The sequence below is a fragment of the Bacteroides sp. HMSC067B03 genome, from assembly GCF_001811315.1.
GTDB classification, from domain to species: Bacteria; Bacteroidota; Bacteroidia; order Bacteroidales; family Bacteroidaceae; genus Bacteroides; species Bacteroides faecis.
In genome coordinates, this window is record NZ_KV804368.1 from 136,243 (window position 1) to 155,334 (window position 19,092).

Annotated in this window: 12 protein-coding genes; 5 read left to right on the forward strand and 7 right to left on the reverse strand. The window is 43.8% G+C overall.

Annotation, left to right across the window (positions count from 1 at the left end):
- Positions 1 to 562: 562 nt before the first annotated feature.
- Positions 563 to 3,124 (forward strand): hypothetical protein, encoded by a 2,562-nt coding sequence (locus tag HMPREF2794_RS14500; protein WP_070751765.1) that lies wholly within the window; start codon positions 563 to 565, stop codon positions 3,122 to 3,124.
- On the opposite strand, the gene HMPREF2794_RS14505 is transcribed toward HMPREF2794_RS14500, so the two are convergent.
- On the reverse strand, positions 3,112 to 4,299 hold the full coding sequence (locus HMPREF2794_RS14505; RefSeq protein WP_070751766.1) for a hypothetical protein: 1,188 nt from the start codon (positions 4,297 to 4,299) through the stop codon (positions 3,112 to 3,114). The genes HMPREF2794_RS14500 and HMPREF2794_RS14505 overlap by 13 nt on opposite strands.
- Positions 4,300 to 4,463: 164 nt before the next feature.
- On the opposite strand from HMPREF2794_RS14505, the gene HMPREF2794_RS14510 reads away from it, so the two are divergent.
- The 3 genes from HMPREF2794_RS14510 to HMPREF2794_RS14520 all read left to right on the forward strand — a co-directional run bounded on the left by HMPREF2794_RS14510 (position 4,464) and on the right by HMPREF2794_RS14520 (position 9,537).
- Positions 4,464 to 5,642, forward strand: a complete 1,179-nt coding sequence (locus tag HMPREF2794_RS14510; RefSeq protein WP_010538969.1) for an ATP-binding protein — start codon at positions 4,464 to 4,466, stop codon at positions 5,640 to 5,642.
- A 33-nt stretch (positions 5,643 to 5,675) separates the two neighbouring features.
- The gene (nifJ, locus tag HMPREF2794_RS14515) at positions 5,676 to 9,224 is read left to right on the forward strand and encodes a pyruvate:ferredoxin (flavodoxin) oxidoreductase (protein WP_070751767.1); all 3,549 of its coding nucleotides are present in this window, start codon (positions 5,676 to 5,678) and stop codon (positions 9,222 to 9,224) included.
- A gap of 124 nt (positions 9,225 to 9,348) precedes the next feature.
- Complete coding sequence (locus HMPREF2794_RS14520; protein WP_055270219.1) at positions 9,349 to 9,537, forward strand: hypothetical protein; 189 nt, start codon at positions 9,349 to 9,351, stop codon at positions 9,535 to 9,537.
- Between the two features lie 12 nt (positions 9,538 to 9,549).
- Here HMPREF2794_RS14520 and HMPREF2794_RS14525 read toward each other — a convergent pair whose 3' ends face one another.
- Genes HMPREF2794_RS14525 through HMPREF2794_RS14535 form a run of 3 tightly spaced genes read right to left on the reverse strand, consistent with a single transcriptional unit; the run spans position 9,550 to position 12,503 of the window.
- Complete coding sequence (locus HMPREF2794_RS14525) at positions 9,550 to 10,395, reverse strand: glycine betaine ABC transporter substrate-binding protein (RefSeq protein ID WP_074759489.1); 846 nt, start codon at positions 10,393 to 10,395, stop codon at positions 9,550 to 9,552.
- 54 nt (positions 10,396 to 10,449) lie between these two features.
- Positions 10,450 to 11,280 (reverse strand): ABC transporter permease, encoded by an 831-nt coding sequence (locus HMPREF2794_RS14530; RefSeq protein ID WP_070751768.1) that lies wholly within the window; start codon positions 11,278 to 11,280, stop codon positions 10,450 to 10,452.
- Entirely contained in the window at positions 11,277 to 12,503 is a 1,227-nt protein-coding gene (locus HMPREF2794_RS14535; protein WP_070751769.1) for a quaternary amine ABC transporter ATP-binding protein, read from the reverse strand. Before HMPREF2794_RS14535 ends, HMPREF2794_RS14530 begins: the two co-directional genes overlap by 4 nt.
- 608 nt (positions 12,504 to 13,111) lie before the next feature.
- Here HMPREF2794_RS14535 and HMPREF2794_RS14540 point away from each other — a divergent pair.
- On the forward strand, positions 13,112 to 14,266 hold the full coding sequence (locus HMPREF2794_RS14540; RefSeq protein WP_070751770.1) for a glycosyltransferase family 87 protein: 1,155 nt from the start codon (positions 13,112 to 13,114) through the stop codon (positions 14,264 to 14,266).
- Here the strand turns inward: HMPREF2794_RS14540 and HMPREF2794_RS14545 are convergent.
- The 3 genes from HMPREF2794_RS14545 to HMPREF2794_RS14555 form a co-directional block, all read right to left on the reverse strand.
- Positions 14,229 to 14,561: an MGMT family protein gene (locus tag HMPREF2794_RS14545; RefSeq protein ID WP_010538977.1), complete on the reverse strand. Its 333-nt coding sequence runs from the start codon at positions 14,559 to 14,561 to the stop codon at positions 14,229 to 14,231. The two genes, HMPREF2794_RS14540 and HMPREF2794_RS14545, sit on opposite strands and share 38 nt — an antisense overlap.
- Positions 14,562 to 14,586: 25 nt before the next feature.
- On the reverse strand, positions 14,587 to 17,331 hold the full coding sequence (locus HMPREF2794_RS14550; protein ID WP_055270233.1) for a substrate-binding domain-containing protein: 2,745 nt from the start codon (positions 17,329 to 17,331) through the stop codon (positions 14,587 to 14,589).
- An 856-nt stretch (positions 17,332 to 18,187) separates the two neighbouring features.
- Positions 18,188 to 19,075: a carbohydrate kinase family protein gene (locus HMPREF2794_RS14555; protein ID WP_010538979.1), complete on the reverse strand. Its 888-nt coding sequence runs from the start codon at positions 19,073 to 19,075 to the stop codon at positions 18,188 to 18,190.
- Positions 19,076 to 19,092: the final 17 nt, after the last annotated feature.

Consider the following 19,092-nt stretch of genomic DNA (forward strand, 5'->3'; position numbering starts at 1 on the left):
GAGAAATCAGATATTAACATCCTATAAATCAATACTTAACAACATAAAAGTCTTGTTTATCGGGAAGATGCAGAGTGAGAGCAAGGACTTGCTCTCACTCTGCTACCATTGGATCTCTAACTGCTAAAACATCGATGAATAAAGGGATACAGACGAACAGTTAGAGCATGAGAGCAAAACTCATATTAAATTCACTGAGAGAGAAAACGGATGGCTAGAGAAGTTATGGCTATTAATCAGTAAGCTAAAACAATAAACAAAAACGAGCAAAATAGAACAGAATCATGTCAAAAGAAGTATAATTGTAAATCTCTCTGCCTAAAAGAGTAAGGAACTGTGACAAACTTTAAAATTGGCAGTAAAAGATACCTCTAAATCATTTATATTACTTACATTTGAGGTATGCTACTGAAACAAAAGAAACTTAATATACAAAATAATAACATTAACAATTGTAGCTCCGCTCAGCATCCGAAAGTTTTTACATACAAGAAGATGCTACAAAATTTACATCTATAAAAATTATCAACATTGATGTAACTGTATACAATTAAGAATATATATGAGCCACATCCACTTTATTCTCTTTCTCCTAGGCTACCTGACCATGCATCCGTTCGCTACAAAAGCAGCAGGAATCGACAGCCTATTTGCGCATTACTTCAACCATGCGCAAACCTTTGCCGACGCCTACCCTCGCGAGAAAGTACACCTGCATTTTGACAACACAAGCTATTATGCAGGCGACACCATTTGGTTTAAAGCGTATGTAGTGACGGCAGAGAACAACCAGCCAAGTACCATCAGCACCCCACTTTACGTAGAATTAATAGACCAGATGGGATACACTACAAATAAGCAAATCATAAAACTGGAGAATGGAGAAGGATACGGACAAATTCCACTAACAGAATACGTGCTGTCAGGATACTACGAAGTGCGGGCATATACCAAGTGGATGCTTGCCTTTAACGAAACACAATATTTCTCACGAACTTTCCCCATCTATCGCTGGCTCAGCGATAATCACCAAAAAGACCGAAGCATAGCCATGTACAACTGGGACCCTTCTTTCCGGCTACGTCCCAGAGAGAAAAAGAATAAACTTTCTCTCCATTTTTTTCCTGAAGGGGGACAATTAGTACAGGGGATCACGTCTGTAGTGGCTTTCAAAGCAGAAAGCAAAGATACAATCAATGTCTGCCTGTCTGGAGAAATTCAGCAAAACACGAATGTCACCTCTTTCGAAACACTTCACGAAGGCATGGGCTATTTTATGTATACGCCTACAGCCGAGCCTTCCACCGCACACGTCATTTGGAATGATAAAAAATATAGTTTCAAACTACCGAAAGCACTGCCGGCAGGATATGTTCTCCGTGTAGAAAAGCGGGGCAATCAATACGAAATATGCGTCATGCGCAACGAACAAACAAGCAGGGAAGATACAGTTGCCGTGTTCTTCAGCCACCAAGGTCGCCCAATTACTTATCACATAGTAAAATGGGAAAATAAGAATACCAACCGTTTTCTGCTACCGACAGAAACACTTCCAACGGGAATTATGCAAGTTTCGCTCATCAACAGTCGGTGCGAAACATTATGCGAACGATTCTGCTATGTAATGCCTCAAAAGAATCCATTACAACTGAAAGTTCGCAGTAATACTATTTTGTACACTCCCTACGCTCCCATCGCTTGCCATCTCTCACTGAAAGACTCAACGGGAAATCCCGTAAAAGGAAAAATATCAGTCGCTATCCGTGACTGGGAAGCTTCCGATTATATGGAATATGACAACACCCTCTTCACAGATCTACTGCTCACATCAGATTTGAAAGGGTATATCCACCAGCCCGGCTATTACTTTGCAGACACTTCACCCCAACGGCTCAGAAAACTTGACTTATTGCTACTCATACACGGCTGGCGAAAATATGACATGCCCACAGCAATGGGCATTAAAGAATTTACGCCACGCTATCAACCGGAGAAGGAATTAACTCTGCATGGCCAAGTACTCTCTATCATATTGAAAAAAGCTCAGCCAGATATGGAAGTCAGCATTCTGACACGTACAGATAGTTTGTTTGCAGCGGGAATCACTTATACCGATTCAACAGGTTATTTTAACCTCCCCGTAATGCCTTTCGAAGAAACGATGGAAGCTATTTTCCAGACACATAAACCGGGAAAGCCTCGAAACCGTATGTGCCTTGTCAAGCTTTTCCGCAATTTCCAGCCAAGCTTGAGGATTTTAACCTACAACGAACTGAATCCGTTATGGAACAACTCAAACAAACTGGAGTGGCTGGCAAGATTTAATGACTCTGTCTACCAAGATTCTGTATTCGGATCAGACAGTCATTGGATCAGCGAAGTGACCATTAAAGCCAAAAAACGTCAACAAGACCTTAACACAATCCGCTTTGAACAGAGTGTGTTTGCCTTCTACGATGTAGAGCAACTGCTCGAAGAAGAACGGGATAAGGGAAAAGATTACATTACCATAAGTGACTTTTTAAAAGATATCAATTCCGGTATTATCAAGAAATATGGAGGCATAGAGGAATTTGTGAACGGCAAACACGACATCACATGGAAAGATGAAAGTATCAACGCCGTAAAATACATCATCTTTTGCAAAGGAGTCGGTGTACACAACATGTTGCAAGACAAGAATTTTGAAACGGGATATAGCCACATGCTTGACAATTACAAATATAATGATCGGGATTGGACAGAGCAACCACACAGTGAATATGGTCGTTGGGGAGTTATCTGCAACATCATCACCAAAGATGGTTGGAATCCACATCTAAGGTATGACTATACACGAGGTATACGCTACACCACCATAAAAGGGTACACACATCCGCTAGAATTTTATTCCCCCCAATATTTACCCAGCCAGCCACTTCCCTCAAATGACAGACGACGCACCCTCTACTGGAATCCAAATATAGAAACAGATGAAAACGGAGAGGCTACAATTCACTGCTTTAATGCAAGCAAATCCACCTTTCTCACTATCAGTGCTGAAACGATACACGATGGGCAACCGGCTAGCTTGAATATACATTCTATAGGATTAGATGAACCAAAAACAGATCATTTACAATAAAGAAACGCACGATACCGGCTTTGAGACGTCACCGGCACTAACGGCAAATACCCGTCACACACCCGATTATTCTCTACGGACAAAGGGAACGAAGCCGACATCTGCCGATGTTCCTCCAAAGCCTGACCGGCTAAAGGATAATAATCAATCCGAAAGACTCCTTCCGCATCCGCAGCCAAATAACGATCCGTCAAGAACCGTGCCACCACCCCCATATTCATTCGCAGATTAATTTCGACACAAGGATGAATCCGGTAAACAGGCGCTTCACCCGGAAAATGACAAATCATCATATCCACTCCCAAGTATCCATGATAAAAGCTACCGAACAAAGCTGATAATTCTTCTTCCAGACGAGTCCGCAGCCTGATAAATTCTTCTTGTGGCACATAAGCCGATAGTTTCTGCAGAATCTTCTCGTCAGACAGCAAGTCATTTCCCGCATACATCCCACTCCCACCCGTGTGGAAGACCGAATATCCGGCAAAAACAACCCGTCCTCTCCCATCGGCATAAAACTCCATAGCGAAATCTTCCACCTTGTTATATATAGGTTCGCCTACCACCCCACCCTGAGAAGCAGCGACACGGGCACACCAACCGGAAATAAAAGTTGTAAATATGCCTTTACACCAATTCAATCCTTTCCCGCTTCCGGAAAGCGGAGCTTTTAACAAACACACTTCCCGACCTTCGACGAACGCACTGCACTCCGCCAAAGTATTCAAATAAAAAGATTCTCCACAGAAGTATTCATTCAACCGCAACCCCGGCAACAACTTTACCGCCTGCAGACGATGTGAGTGTTCTCTCAGAATATTCATATAATCCGCAGAAGGTAGCTCCGCCTGATCTGCTCCCAATGTCATCAAACGCTTCCGCAAAGCAGGGTCCCAACCCCACGGAGAGAACTTCCGGTCCTTCCCGTCAGCCACTTCCGGTTCTGTCAACAATGCCACATCCATGCTCAATAGTTCACTCTTTGTTTTCAGGAAGTCCGCATTATAAGCAGACGGTGCCAACACCGCACTTCCCGCATCGGCATACCACATAGGAAGCAACGCCAGATCACTCGCCATCTGGCGGGCGGAAGCCGGCGCCATATAGTTCGTCTCACCGCTTGCCAACGCCATATCATGCTCCGGATTGAATATATAAACAGGTCTTTTCGTCATGTCAAAGATGGATTCAACACATTATTCTGCAAATATATACAGGAAATAATCAGGAACTTACACAATAAAGAGAAACTTATAAATTAAAGCACATTTTTGCTATCTCTACTTTGCAAATCCTAAAAAAAGCACTATATTTGCCAGCCGAAAAACAAAGAAAAGAAATGGAATCATTCTATCGCACACACGCCTACCTCGTTGAGCACACCAATGCCCCCGTTCGCCGTGATCTTATGGATGAGATCGACTGGAGCGACCGCCTGATTGGTATCAAAGGGACACGTGGCGTAGGAAAAACCACTTTCCTCCTACAGTACGCCAAAGAGAAATTCGGAACGGACCGTTCCTGCCTGTTCATTAACATGAACAACTTCTATTTCTCCGGACACAGCCTCGTTGACTTCGCCAACGAGTTTCAGAAACGTGGCGGAAAAGTGCTGCTGATCGACCAAGTGTTCAAGCACCCGGAATGGAGCAGAGAGTTACGAATGTGCTATGACCGTTTCCCCAGCCTGAAGATTGTCTTCACCGGTTCTTCCGTTATGAGGCTGAAAGAAGAAAATCTTGAATTGCGCGACATCGCAAAAAGTTATAACCTGCGTGGTTTTTCATTCCGCGAGTTTCTGAACTTACAGACAGGAATGAAATTCCGGGCGTATAGCCTCGAAGAAATCCTCAGCACACACGAACAGATAGCCAAAGGAGTACTTTCCAAAGTGCGTCCGCTGGACTATTTTCAGGATTACCTGCATCATGGCTTCTATCCTTTCTTCCTTGAAAAACGCAATTTCTCGGAGAATCTGCTGAAAACAATGAACATGATGGTAGAAGTAGACATCCTGCTGATCAAACAAATTGAGCTGAAATATCTTTCAAAGATAAAAAAATTACTATATTTGTTGGCTGTGGACGGCCCGAAAGCTCCTAACGTGAGCCAACTGGCAAGTGATATACAGACATCCCGCGCTACGATAATGAACTATATCAAGTATCTGGCAGACGCGCGTCTCATTAATCTGGTTTACCCGAAGGGAGAAGAATTCCCTAAAAAGCCGTCAAAGATTATGATGCACAACTCGAACCTGATGTACTCCATTTATCCGGTGAAAGTGGAAGAACAGGATGTACTCGACACTTTCTTCGTTAACACATTATGGAAAGACCATAAAGTACATAAAGGAGATAAAAACGTCTCTTTTATGGTAGACGAAGTGATGCCGTTCAAAATTTGCGCGGAAGGTGCAAAAATAAAGAATAACCCGGACGTGACGTATGCGTTGCAAAAGGCCGAAATAGGCCGCGGCAACCAAATACCTCTCTGGATGTTCGGATTCTTATACTAAAAAGATTTATTTACTTAAATATTTAATTTAGTTATGACTAAACAGAAGAAATTCATCACATGTGATGGTAACCAAGCTGCAGCACATATCTCGTATATGTTCTCTGAAGTAGCAGCTATCTACCCCATCACTCCTTCTTCGACTATGGCTGAGTACGTAGACGAATGGGCTGCCGCAGGACGTAAGAACATCTTCGGCGAAACAGTATTGGTACAGGAAATGCAATCTGAAGGTGGTGCTGCCGGTGCAGTTCACGGTTCTCTTCAGGCTGGTGCGCTGACTACTACTTACACTGCTTCTCAGGGTCTTCTTTTGATGATCCCTAACATGTACAAAATTGCCGGTGAATTCTTGCCTTGCGTATTCCATGTATCTGCCCGTACACTGGCTTCTCACGCATTGTGTATCTTCGGTGACCATCAGGACGTAATGTCAGCTCGTCAAACCGGCTTCGCCATGTTGGCAGAAGGTTCTGTACAGGAAGTTATGGATTTGGCAGGTGTTGCTCATCTGGCTACTATCAAATCACGCGTTCCGTTCATGAACTTCTTCGATGGCTTCCGTACTTCTCACGAAATCCAGAAGATCGAAATGTTGGAAAACGACGATCTCGCTCCGCTGATCGACCAGGAAGCTTTGGCTGAATTCCGTGCCCGTGCACTGAATCCGATGAAGCCGGTTGCCCGTGGTATGGCTGAAAACCCCGACCACTTCTTCCAACATCGTGAATCATGCAATAACTACTATGAAGCAGTTCCTGCTATCGTAGAAGAATACATGAACGAAATTTCCAAGATCACAGGCCGCAAATACGGTTTGTTCGACTATTACGGCGCAGAAGATGCAGAACGCGTAATTATCGCAATGGGTTCTGTAACTGAAGCTGCCCGCGAAGCTATCGACCACTTGGTAGCAAACGGCGAAAAAGTAGGTATGGTTGCCGTACACTTGTATCGTCCGTTCTCTGCTAAACACTTCCTGGCTGCTGTACCCAAGACTGCAAAGAGCATCGCAGTGCTTGACCGTACCAAAGAACCGGGTGCTAACGGTGAACCTCTTTACCTTGACGTTAAAGACTGCTTCTATGGCGCAGAAAATGCTCCTGTTATCGTTGGCGGTCGCTACGGTCTGGGTTCAAAAGATACAACTCCGGCACAGATCATCTCTGTATTCGAAAACTTGGCTATGCCAATGCCGAAGAACCATTTCACTATCGGTATCGTAGACGACGTTACGTTCACTTCCCTTCCTCAAAAAGAAGAAATCGCTCTGGGCGGCGAAGGTATGTTCGAAGCTAAATTCTACGGTCTGGGTGCTGACGGTACGGTAGGTGCCAACAAGAACTCTGTTAAGATTATCGGTGACAACACCGACAAACACTGTCAGGCTTACTTCTCTTACGACTCTAAGAAGTCAGGTGGTTTCACTTGTTCTCACCTGCGTTTCGGTGATACTCCGATCCGCTCTACTTACTTGGTAAATACGCCGAACTTCGTTGCTTGTCACGTTCAGGCTTACCTGCACATGTACGACGTAACACGCGGTTTGCGTAAAAACGGTTCTTTCTTGCTGAACACAATCTGGGAAGGTGAAGAACTGGCTAAGAACCTGCCTAACAAGGTGAAGAAGTACTTTGCACAGAACAATATCTCTGTATACTATATCAATGCAACTCAGATTGCAATGGAAATCGGTTTGGGTAACCGTACCAATACAATCCTTCAGTCTGCATTCTTCCGTATCACAGGCGTTATTCCTGTAGATCAAGCTGTTGAGCAGATGAAGAAATTCATCGTTAAGTCTTACGGCAAGAAGGGTGAAGACGTTGTTAACAAGAACTACGCTGCTGTAGACCGCGGTGGTGAATACAAGACTCTGACTGTCGATCCAGCTTGGGCTAACCTGCCGGATGATGCAAAAACAGAAAACAACGATCCTGCATTCATCAACGAAGTAGTTCGCCCGATCAATGCACAAGACGGTGACTTGCTGCCGGTATCTGCATTCAAGGGTATCGAAGACGGTACTTGGCATCAAGGTACTTCTAAATACGAAAAACGTGGTGTTGCCGCATTTGTTCCCGAATGGAATGCTGAAAACTGTATCCAGTGTAACAAGTGTGCATATGTTTGTCCTCACGCTTCTATCCGTCCGTTCGTACTCGATGCTGAAGAGCAGAAGGGTGCTAAGTTCGAACAACTGAAAGCTGTAGGTAAAGCATTCGATGGTATGACATTCCGTATTCAGGTAGACGTTCTCGACTGTCTGGGTTGCGGTAACTGTGCCGACATCTGTCCGGGTAATCCGAAGAAGGGTGGCAAGGCATTGACCATGAAACACCTCGAAAGCCAGTTGGCTGAAGCTGAAAACTGGACTTACTGCGCTGAAAATGTGAAGAGCAAACAACATCTGGTTGACATCAAGGCTAACGTGAAGAACTCTCAGTTCGCAACTCCGTTGTTTGAGTTCTCCGGCGCTTGCTCCGGTTGTGGTGAAACTCCGTACGTGAAACTGATTTCTCAGTTGTTCGGTGACCGCGAAATGGTTGCTAACGCTACAGGATGTTCTTCTATCTATTCCGGTTCAGTACCTTCTACTCCGTATACTACGAACGAAAAGGGTCATGGTCCTGCTTGGGCTAACTCACTGTTCGAAGACTTCTGCGAATTCGGTCTGGGTATGGAATTGGCTAACGAAAAGATGCGTGCCCGTCTGGTGAAAGTTATGAACGAAGCCATCGCTTCTGACTGCTGTCCTGCCGAGTACAAAGAGGTATTCGCTGAATGGATCAACAATATGCTGGATGCAGAAAAGACTAAGGAACTGGCTGAAAAGATCATTCCGATGGTTGAAGCTGCCAAGGATAAATGCAACCACTGCAAGCAAATCGCTGAACTGCAACAATATCTTGTTAAACGCAGCCAGTGGATCATCGGTGGTGACGGTGCTTCTTACGATATCGGTTATGGTGGTCTTGACCATGTAATCGCTTCAGGTAAGGACGTTAACATCCTTGTACTCGATACTGAGGTTTACTCTAACACTGGTGGTCAGTCTTCTAAAGCTACTCCGATGGGTGCTATCGCTAAGTTTGCTGCTGCAGGTAAGCGTGTACGTAAGAAAGACCTCGGTCTGATGGCTACTACTTACGGTTATGTATATGTTGCTCAGATCGCTATGGGTGCTGACCAAGCTCAGACTCTGAAAGCTATCCGTGAAGCTGAAGCATATCCGGGACCATCATTGATCATCGCTTACGCTCCATGTATCAACCACGGTTTGAAAGCCGGTATGGGTAAGAGTCAGGAAGAGGAAGAAAAGGCTGTTAAGTGCGGTTACTGGCACTTGTGGCGTTACAATCCTGCTTTGGAAGAAGAAGGAAAGAATCCGTTCCAATTGGACAGCAAAGAACCGAATTGGGAAGACTTCCAAGGTTTCTTGAAGGGTGAAGTTCGTTATGCTTCTGTAATGAAACAATATCCTGCTGAAGCTGAAGAATTGTTCAAAGCTGCTGAAGAAAATGCTAAATGGCGTTACAACAGCTACAAACGTCTTGCCAGAGAAAACTGGGGTGCTGAATAATAAGTAGAAATACTCCAATCTATATAAAAGGCAGGAATCTTGAAAACAGATTCCTGCCTTTTTTGTTTATATCTTAGAAGTAACGACTACTTCTCACGAAGATAATCACTAAAACTCAAAAGATATGATTGGATTTATTATTTGGATTGTCGGTTTGATACTGACTTTCAGAGCCGCTATAGAAATTTGGAACATCAATGCAGCTATAGAGAAAAGACTCATAGCTATCGTGTTAATCGTCCTGACCAGTTGGGTGGGATTACTTTTCTACTACTTCTACGGAAAAGAAAGAATGGGGGGATGGTTGAAGTAAAACTTCATCCATTTAGTTCATAGCCGGATTCTTCTCAGGAATCCAACTGTCAACTAATTCTTTATGTTCCTCCATCCATTTACGGGCAGCCTGTCTTTCCGTTGTCCGGGCTTCTTCCAGAGCAGTCATTAAAGAACTGATCTCCGCGTCTGTCAGGCGGATATTTCTCAGAAGTCTGGCAGCAAAAGGGTCTTTCTCGCTAAAACCTTTCCATGCTACAGTATGAATGGACTCCGCATTGCCATATATATGTTTAGGGTCTTGGAGCACCTTCAGTTTAAAACGGTCGAACATCCAGTGAGGCGTCCATCCTGTTACAACAATCCAGTCGTTTCTATCAATCGCCTTCTTTAGTGAGGCAGTCATGGCAGGTCCGCTCGAAGTCAGCAGTTTATAGTCCAGTCCATAATCTTTGATGGCCTGATCAGTAGCTTTCATAATACCGGCTCCTGCATCGATGCCGACAATCTGACCGGAGAAACGTTCTTTTTCTGCATTCAGTTCTTCTATCGAGTTGATAGTAACGTAATCCGGAACAACAAGTCCGATACGGGCGCTATCATAAATATCACCGATCGTTTCGAGTTTGTCTCCATATTGTTTCATATAATCTTCCATAGTGACAGGCATCCAGACGTCCATGAATATGTCGGCTTTCTTACGGGAGATAGAAGTAAATATAGGTGCAAGGTCTGCATTCAATAACTTCACATCATATCCCTGATCCTCAAAAATTGCTTTAGCAAGGTTTGTTATAGCGATACCTTCCGCCCAGTTGGCATAGGCGATACTTATCTTCTTATTCTTTCCACTATCGCCGCAGGAAACTACGGTGAACAGCAGAGCGGCAATAAACATAGCCGCTATCGTTTTTATCTTATTCATTGATATATTCCTTTCTTTTATGCGTTCTTATTTCTTTTTATTCTTTCTGTTGTCTGCCATTCCCTGAGTAATCCGGTCCAGTACAATCGCTAATATTACGACTGCAATACCTCCTTCAAATCCGAGCCCGATTTTCATTTGAGTGATACCTTTCAGTACGATTTCTCCCAATCCTCCGGCAGAAATCATGGCAGCAATCACTACCATTGAGAGTGACATCATGATCGTCTGATTTATTCCTGTCAGGATGGTAGGCAACGCCAAGGGCAACTGTACTTTATAAAGCAACTGCCAAGGGGTGGCACCAAAAGAACGGGAAGCCTCTACCACATTTTTAGGCACCTGACGGATACCCAGACCGGTGAGACGAACCACAGGAGGCATCGCAAAGATGATGGTAGCGAAAGCTCCCGGCACAGTACCCAATCCGAAAAACAGGACAGCAGGAATCAGATAGACAAAAGCAGGCATTGTCTGCATAAAGTCGAGGATAGGGCGCATTATCTTGCTACAACGGTCACTGTTGGCAGTCCAGATCCCCAACGGCACCCCTAAAAGCAATGCCAGACAGGTGGAAGAAAGCACTAATGCCAGTGTCTGCATCGTTTCTTCCCAAAAGCCCATACCATAGATTAATAATAAGCCCAAAAGAGTAAAGAGGGCCGTTCCTTTACCCGACTTGAACCAGGCAAGCGCAGCCAATACTGCGATTGTAATATAAAAAGGTATTCCGAACAGCACATGCTGGAATCCATCTATAAATCCTCCGATCCCCATACTGAGAGCATCAAAGAATGAAGCAAAATGTTCTGTCAGCCAATTTATGGCCATCTCTATATATTGTCCGATATTTATCATAATTCTATTGCGTTTTGAATGATTTCATTAATTTCTTCTTTATCTTTTCCCGTTACTTCGATGATCAGTGACGAAAGAGGCACGACGCCTTCAAATTCCCGGTTCTCATTCACCACCCAGATAGGCGAATTTGTTTTTGTCATCAATGGCAGAATATCTTCCAGAACCGTGTCACCCAATACCGAATGCACTTCATGCCTTACTACGGAATCGATGGAGCGGACTTGCTCCTTTCGCAGTTTCAGCAAGTCATTCAACCGCACCTCTCCTATCAGTATATCATTGGAATCGACAACCGGAAGAACAGTCAGGTTACGTTCACGCATCTTACGGATCAGTACCTCCGGACCTTCTTTCTTCAAACGTGCCACTATGGGTTTATCTACCATAATGGAGGAAGCTGTAATAATCTTGCTTCGATCTACGTTTTCTACAAATCGTTCCACATAAGCGTCAGCCGGTTCGGTCAGAATTTCTTCCGACGTACCGATTTGTACAATTTCCCCATCCTTCATGATGGCAATCCGGTCACCCAATTTAATCGCTTCGCTCAGGTCATGAGTGATAAAGACAATCGTTTTCTTCATCTTCGATTGTAAAGTCAGCAATTCATCCTGCATCTGCACACGAATCAAAGGATCGAGCGCGGAGAAAGCCTCATCCATCAACAGCACTTCGGGGTTATTGGCTAAAGCACGTGCCAAACCCACACGTTGCTGCATCCCTCCCGACAGTTCGCTTACCATCTGATTTTCGTAACCTTTCAGTCCCACCAACTGCATGCTTTCCATCGCCTTCTTTTCCCGCTCTCCTTTTTTCACTCCCTGCAACTCGAGCCCGAAAGCAATATTGTGCAAAACGGAGCGATGAGGAAGCAGACCGAAGTTCTGGAAGACCATCGCCAACTCTTTTCGACGAATCTGCAACAGTTCTTTATCCGACACCTTGGCTATGTCTGTTCCATTGATAATCACTTCACCGGAGGTGGGACGAATCAAGCGGTTGATGCAGCGAAGCAAAGTGGACTTTCCACTACCGGAAAGCCCCATAATGACGAATATTTCGCCTTCATTAATGGAAAGATTCGCATCTTTCACCGCAACCGTACACCCGGTCGCTTTCAATATTTCACTTTTAGTTTTACCTTCTTTCAGCATCTTCAAAGCTTTCTGCTTCTCATTACCAAAAACCAGATAAAGATCTTTAATTTCTATTTTACTCATACAATAAAATGGTTTAGGTTATTAAAATAATATACACAGCAAAATAAGAACAAACGATAACAGAAATCTTTCTTTATATCGTATAAAGTTCTGATTTGAATACGGGGCAAATTACAATGACTCCCGAAATAATTAATAAAATGATTATTGACAGACTGAGTAATTAAAAAAGGAATAGAATTTGATAAGATAATCCTTTCAATGAATAGCAAAAAAATAGCATTTCGTAAGTACAAAAACAGTCTGTTCTAGTATCTTGCTGGCACAAAGATACGAAAAACGGATTAAACATGCAAATTTTATTCAGGAGCAAGGTCGTATCAAAAGCTTTATTTGTAATGATACGAAAAGACATCCGAATCCTATCTCCCTATCACTCAACACAATAAAGCAAACAGGCAGATTAATATAAAATAAGTTTGAATATTTCACTTAAACACCGTATATTTGACACCGATAACTAAACTAGATTCTATATGTTCAACAGGTTTACTACAATTTTCCTGGGGAAGGATAATTGTCATTACACAACAAAAGAAAAACAAACAGGTTCTGCTACACTAGACGGCAAAAGCCAAGTTCAGTACTTTAGTAAAACACCCCAAAAAATGCCGTTTTTCTATCATCGGCGGAATCTCTATCTGATAGGTTTCCTGCTCGCTTTTATAGTGACTCTGCTCGAATTTATGCGAGGAAGGCATCAAAACTTTATGGTCTTTTCCGATGCGACTCAGTTCTTCTGGCAAGGAATCAGTCCTTACACTACCGATTTTGTAGAATTTCACGGACGCTTCTTTCTTTATTCTCCTGTTTTCACGGTACTGTTCGCTCCGTTTGCGTACCTGCCTGCATGGCTGGGACCTTTCGCATGGAATCTATTCAATTATTCACTGTTCTTTCTGGCGATCTTCACTCTTCCCAGACAATTTACCCATCAGCAAAAATGCCGTATGTTCCTTTTTCTGTTACTGATTCTGGGACAAAGCCTGCTTTCATTCCAGTATAATATAACGGTAGCCTGCATGTTCTTATTTGCCTATACATTGCTGGAGAAAGACCGGGGTTTTCTGGCTGTTCTTTTAATCATGATTTCAGGATGTACCAAAGTATATGGTATTTTCGAACTGGCACTGCTGCTATGTTATCCTCACTTTTGGCGTAACTTAGGTTATGCCGTCGGAACAGGCATCGTATTGCTTGCGTTACCTTTAATCAAAATAGCTCCTATAGATTTGTTTCCTTATTATGAAGAATGGTGTCATAGTCTTGCTGTCCATCAGTCCACCGGAGCGTATGATTCATTTTTCTATGCCCGCCCCATTGCAGCGTGGACATTACCCCATTTCCGTACACTTCAGCTAGGAATGCTCGGTCTGCTGACTCTTCTCTTTTTGGGGAATTTCCGCAAATGGCCATCCTTTACATTCCGCACCCAGGCTTTGGGTATCCTCATGGGATGGGTGGTATTGCTGAGTGACTCTGCCGAAAAGCATACCTACATCATAGCATTGGCAGGTTTCATGCTGTGGTATTGGAGCAGGACAACACGCACAATGACAGACAAGATTCTGTTCTGGTCATGCTTTGCACTGTTATGTGTCGTACCTATCGACCTGTTTGTTCCTGTTCCCGTCAGAACATTCATCACCAGAACCTTATGGCTTCATGTATGGGTATTCTTTATAGTATGGATACGGATGATATGGCTCACCTTCATGGTATCTCTCATTCATCCGCCTGCCACAGATGCTCTTTCAGATTAACACATCCGTTAGCCTTGAAAGCAATTCCTTCTGCCAGCAAGAGTTGTTTTTGTTCCACCCATCCGGGCACCAGCCTTCCGGCGGAATTGACAACTCTATGGCAGGGAACCAGCAACCCATCCGGTACTTCTTTTAGAGCGCGTCCTACCATCCGCGAACATTGAGGTACCCCCAAAAGCAAGGCAATACCTCCATAAGTAGATACTTTTCCCACAGGTATCTGGGAGATAACTTCGTACACTTCCTTCCGAAAAGAGTCGGAAAAGCTCTCTTTATCTACTTTATAATCTTTCATATTTCTTTGTATCCTGTTCATCAAACTATCCTTTCCTTTTCAGGAAATCCGTCGGACTCTCTCCGAACTGCTCTTTATAGCATTTGGTAAAATAAGAAGGCGAACTGAAACCTACTTCATAACCAATCTCCGCCACAGTCATGTCCGAAGAGGCGAGTAAAGAAGCCGCTTTCTTTAAACGGGCAATTCGGAGCAATTCGTTCGGAGAATAATTAGTCAACGATTTAATCTTGCGGTAAAGCTGTACACGGCTGAGCCCCATCTCTTTACCCAAATCCTCCACATTCAGACCGGAATCTCCCATCTTCTCCTCAATCAACGACTTGAATCTCTCTACAAAATCCTTGTCCATGTCACAGACATCTTCCTTCGCCAACGTCTGCCCGTCACCAAAGAACTGCTTCAGACGACGATGAGAATCGATCAGATTGCGGACACGTGCCATCAGTAACTGCGAACTGAACGGTTTGGATATATAAGAATCCGCACCACCGTCATATCCCTGAATACGTTGTTCGTCCAGCGAACAGGCAGTCAGCAGAATAACCGGAATATGACAAGTCTGTAACTCACTTTTCAGTCGGCGGCAACATTCAATACCATCAATACCCGGCATCATCACATCGGAAATGATCAGGTCGGGAACATACTTCATAGCCTTGCGGATACCTTCGGAACCGTCTGCCGCTTCAATCACCGTATAATCTGTGTGCAACAGCGTATGAACATACGAACGGATATCCTCATTATCGTCAATGACCAGCACGGACGGTTTGGAAGAATCATATCCTTTTACCAGTTCTTCCTCTTCGGTCAACAAAATATCCGTTGTGCGGGAGTCCGGAGAAACAAGGATATCATCCGGTTCGGTGGCAACCGTCTCACAAGACTGTACAGGTAATTCAACTGTAAAAATCGTGCCCAGCTTTTCATCACTCTCCACAGCGATTGTTCCTCCATGCATTTCTACGAAAGCTTTCACCAATGCCAATCCGATTCCAGAACCGGCATGGTGCATATCGATCTTATAGAAACGGTCGAAAACATTGCGGATATGTTCAGCGGAAATCATAGAACCGGTATTTGCCACTGTAAAACGTATCCATCGCTTGTCTTCTTTATTAAGTGAGGAGAGGCGGACAGCGATCTTTCCGTTTTCCGGTGTAAACTTAAAGGCATTGGACAGGAGATTGAAATAAATACGTTCCAGCTTTTCCATATCTGCCAATGTATGATAATCTGTCTCCGGCATAGAATCAAAAGAGAAATGAATATGCTTCTTACGGGCTGCCGCCTGAAAAGATTCATTCCACCCTTCGAAAGAAGAAAGGATATCCACAGAAACCGGAGTAAATTCCATCTTCCCGTTCTCATATTTACGGAAATCCAGAATCTGATTAACCAGACGCAGCAGGATATTCACATTCCGCTGAATCAGCATGAGCATCCGGTGCTGGTCGCCACTCAAAGTCTTATCCGCCAATAAATGCTCTACCGGATCGGCAACCAATGTCAGCGGAGTACGAAAATCATGAGATATATTTGTAAAAAACACCAGTTTGGCATGGGTCGCTTCTTCCAGCTGGTGAGAAAGCTGTATCAATTGGTCACGCTGCTCTTCCAGTTTGTCACGCTGCTCTTCCAACTGCTGCTTCTGTTGGAAGAGTTCCTTATTCAGACGGTTCTTGGAGCGAAGTGATTTATAAACGACCAACAATAGCCCTGCCACCAGCAACAGAATAACCAAACTGCCATACATGACGACTTGTTGCGTAGCTACGCGGGAAAGATAACCGCCGATACGTCCGTTGAGTGTTTCAATTTTATTGTCGAGTTCAGAGATATGTGTAGTCTGCAACTGCATGACATGTGCGTTGGTACGGTCGACAACGGCGGTATTCATCACCGTTTCTTTGGGATAGGGTCTCTTTTCAAGAATATTCATGGCCAGTTGCATCACCTTATCGCCATTGGTAGGATAGATAAAAGTAGCATCCAGCACACTGTCGAGTACCAGTTCCAGCCCATTTCCTTTGCCCGGCAAGGCGTCTATACCCACAAAAATCATTTCTTTTTCCCGGCCCGCTTTCTTGGCTGCCTGATAGGCTCCCGGAGCAATACGGTCATTATGAGCATACACGGCATCAATCTTGGGATGGTGCCGGAGCATGCTGTCCATTTCTATTTCTGCCGGACCACGTTCCCATGCAGCATCGGCTTTATCAATCAGTTTGATATCCGGAAATTTACTGATAGCAGCCATAAATCCCTGATGCCGTTCCATCGCGGGAGTCGAACCGCTCAATCCGGTAAGTTCCACCACATTTCCTTTCCCTTCGAGGCGGGAGGCAATATAGTTTCCTACCGAACGACCGATTTCATAATTATCGGCACCAATATAAGCAGTATATTTATCCGAAAGAATCTTACGGTCCACAAGGATAACGGGGATACCTCTCTGATAGGCTTCTTCTACAATCGGAGTCATAGGAGCTGCTTCGTTAGCGGAAATAATCAGCAGATCGACTCCCTCATCCATAAAATAATGGACATCTTCCGCCTGCTTACTGTTATCGTCTCCCGCCGAACGGATCTCTACCGAAACACCTTCATAAAACATCGCTTCCCGAAGAATCTCATCATTCATTTTATGTCGCCAGGAATCGTCGCTGCATTGTGCTACACCAATACGGAAATGAGGAGCATCTTGTCGACACGCTGTCAACCAAACCAAACAAAATAATAGAGGTATCCATTTACTGTATTTCATCTTTTCGTATTCTTTTCTGTCATCCAACTATTCTTTCCATCAGTATACAGAGATTTACTACCTCACCTCTGAAAACCAAACAAGCTGATGGAGAACAAAAATAAAAAATAAAACTGTGAAGTCCACTAACTATCACTAAATTATTCACTTATAAAAGTGAAGAAAAACGAGATTTACTCCTTCAGCATTTATTAAGAAAAGTATAAAGGGTAAACCAAACACTTAATCTATGTTATAAAACAGGCTTATTTATTTGGATTATTTGCTAATTTCACAGAAGCCCGTATCTTTGCAATGTGTTTTTCATAGTATTAGATTTAAGGTTAACAAAGGTTGGAGCAAGGCGTTGCTCCTTTTTTATGTCCGTACCTCACCTAGATCATACGTTTTCCTGGATCAATCCGCCCCCGGTTGTTTTCTGTTTGTTTCTTTCGAATCGGAAAAGAATATATTTAGGCACGGATTACACGGATTAACACGGTTGTTTTACGTAATCATAGCACTAAAACCGTGTTAATCCGTGTAATCCGTGCCTAATAATTTAGTTCATTTCGAATCGGTTTTGAATGAAGAATGAAGAATTACTTTGCAGCATGATAGTGCAGCCAATTCTTCATTCATTATTCATCATTTCGGTACAGTATGGAGCTTAAACCGGATTTTCGGACTGATCTGTTTTTTCCCACTCCTTCTCCGGCTTCCCATCAATAGTGTAACATTTCCAACACCCTGTCCGATATCCGTTCTTGTATTCACCACTTCCGGCAAATTTCGGGGAGGGGGATAATTACCTCAAAAGACAAGGGCAGGTCTCTGTTTAAAAGATCTGCCCTTGCCCTTATATTCAAAAGAAAGATTACCTCAACCGTTCTTTCAAGACTGCAGGAAGCTCAGGCATCGCCCCGCTCTGCGTACAAACGTAAGCGGAAACTTCAACAGCCAGTTTGTGCGCTTCGGGAACCGACTTGCCATTCAGAATGGAAGCACAGAAAGCAGCGGTAAAGGAGTCACCCGCCCCTACCGTATCAGCTACCGGAACTTTCGGAGTTTCCTGGAAAGAGACAACTCCCGGAGTAAATACATAGCTGCCATTGATACCACAAGTCAGAATCAGCATTTTCAGATTGTATTTTGCCAGCAGAATCCAGCACTTGTCCTGTAAGTCGATACCGGGATAACCGAACATACGGCTGATAGTTATCAGTTCTTCATCATTTATTTTCAGGATGTTGCAGCGTTTAAAAGATTCACGCAATACTTCTTTCGTATAAAAGTCCTGACGAAGATTGATATCGAATATCTTCAACTGCCCATCTATATCAGGCATCGTATCGAGGAAACGGTTGATCGTAGCACGGCTTACTTCATTGCGCTGCGCCAGAGAACCGAAACAAACAGCACGTGTATTCAAAGCAAGACGTTTCAATTCGTCCGTGAAAGGAATATTGTCCCACGCCACACCTTCTTTAATCTCATAACAGGGAACGCCTTCACCATCCAGTGTCACCTGTACCGTACCGGTAGGATAATCAACCTGTTCGATCTGTGTCTTCAGATTCTTTTCTTTGAATACTTTCAGAATTTCGTCGCCCAGTTCATCTCTGCCTACCGCACTAACCACGCGGCTGTCGAAACCGAACTGTGATACATGATAAGCGAAGTTTGCCGGAGCTCCGCCTATTTTCTTTCCCTCGGGCAATACATCCCATAATGCTTCGCCCATTCCTACGATTATATTATTCATGATCTACGGATTTAATT

Bases quoted from the DNA above. Each gene is read 5' to 3' on its own strand.
- HMPREF2794_RS14500 (WP_070751765.1), top strand. From the start codon at position 563: ATGAGCCACATCCACTTTATTCTCTTTCTCCTAGGCTACCTGACCATG.
- HMPREF2794_RS14505 (WP_070751766.1), bottom strand. From the start codon at position 4,299: ATGACGAAAAGACCTGTTTATATATTCAATCCGGAGCATGATATGGCG.
- HMPREF2794_RS14510 (WP_010538969.1), top strand. From the start codon at position 4,464: ATGGAATCATTCTATCGCACACACGCCTACCTCGTTGAGCACACCAAT.
- nifJ (WP_070751767.1), top strand. From the start codon at position 5,676: ATGACTAAACAGAAGAAATTCATCACATGTGATGGTAACCAAGCTGCA.
- HMPREF2794_RS14520 (WP_055270219.1), top strand. From the start codon at position 9,349: ATGATTGGATTTATTATTTGGATTGTCGGTTTGATACTGACTTTCAGA.
- HMPREF2794_RS14525 (WP_074759489.1), bottom strand. From the start codon at position 10,395: ATGTTTATTGCCGCTCTGCTGTTCACCGTAGTTTCCTGCGGCGATAGT.
- HMPREF2794_RS14530 (WP_070751768.1), bottom strand. From the start codon at position 11,280: ATGATAAATATCGGACAATATATAGAGATGGCCATAAATTGGCTGACA.
- HMPREF2794_RS14535 (WP_070751769.1), bottom strand. From the start codon at position 12,503: ATGAGTAAAATAGAAATTAAAGATCTTTATCTGGTTTTTGGTAATGAG.
- HMPREF2794_RS14540 (WP_070751770.1), top strand. From the start codon at position 13,112: ATGCCGTTTTTCTATCATCGGCGGAATCTCTATCTGATAGGTTTCCTG.
- HMPREF2794_RS14545 (WP_010538977.1), bottom strand. From the start codon at position 14,561: ATGAAAGATTATAAAGTAGATAAAGAGAGCTTTTCCGACTCTTTTCGG.
- HMPREF2794_RS14550 (WP_055270233.1), bottom strand. From the start codon at position 17,331: ATGAAATACAGTAAATGGATACCTCTATTATTTTGTTTGGTTTGGTTG.
- HMPREF2794_RS14555 (WP_010538979.1), bottom strand. From the start codon at position 19,075: ATGAATAATATAATCGTAGGAATGGGCGAAGCATTATGGGATGTATTG.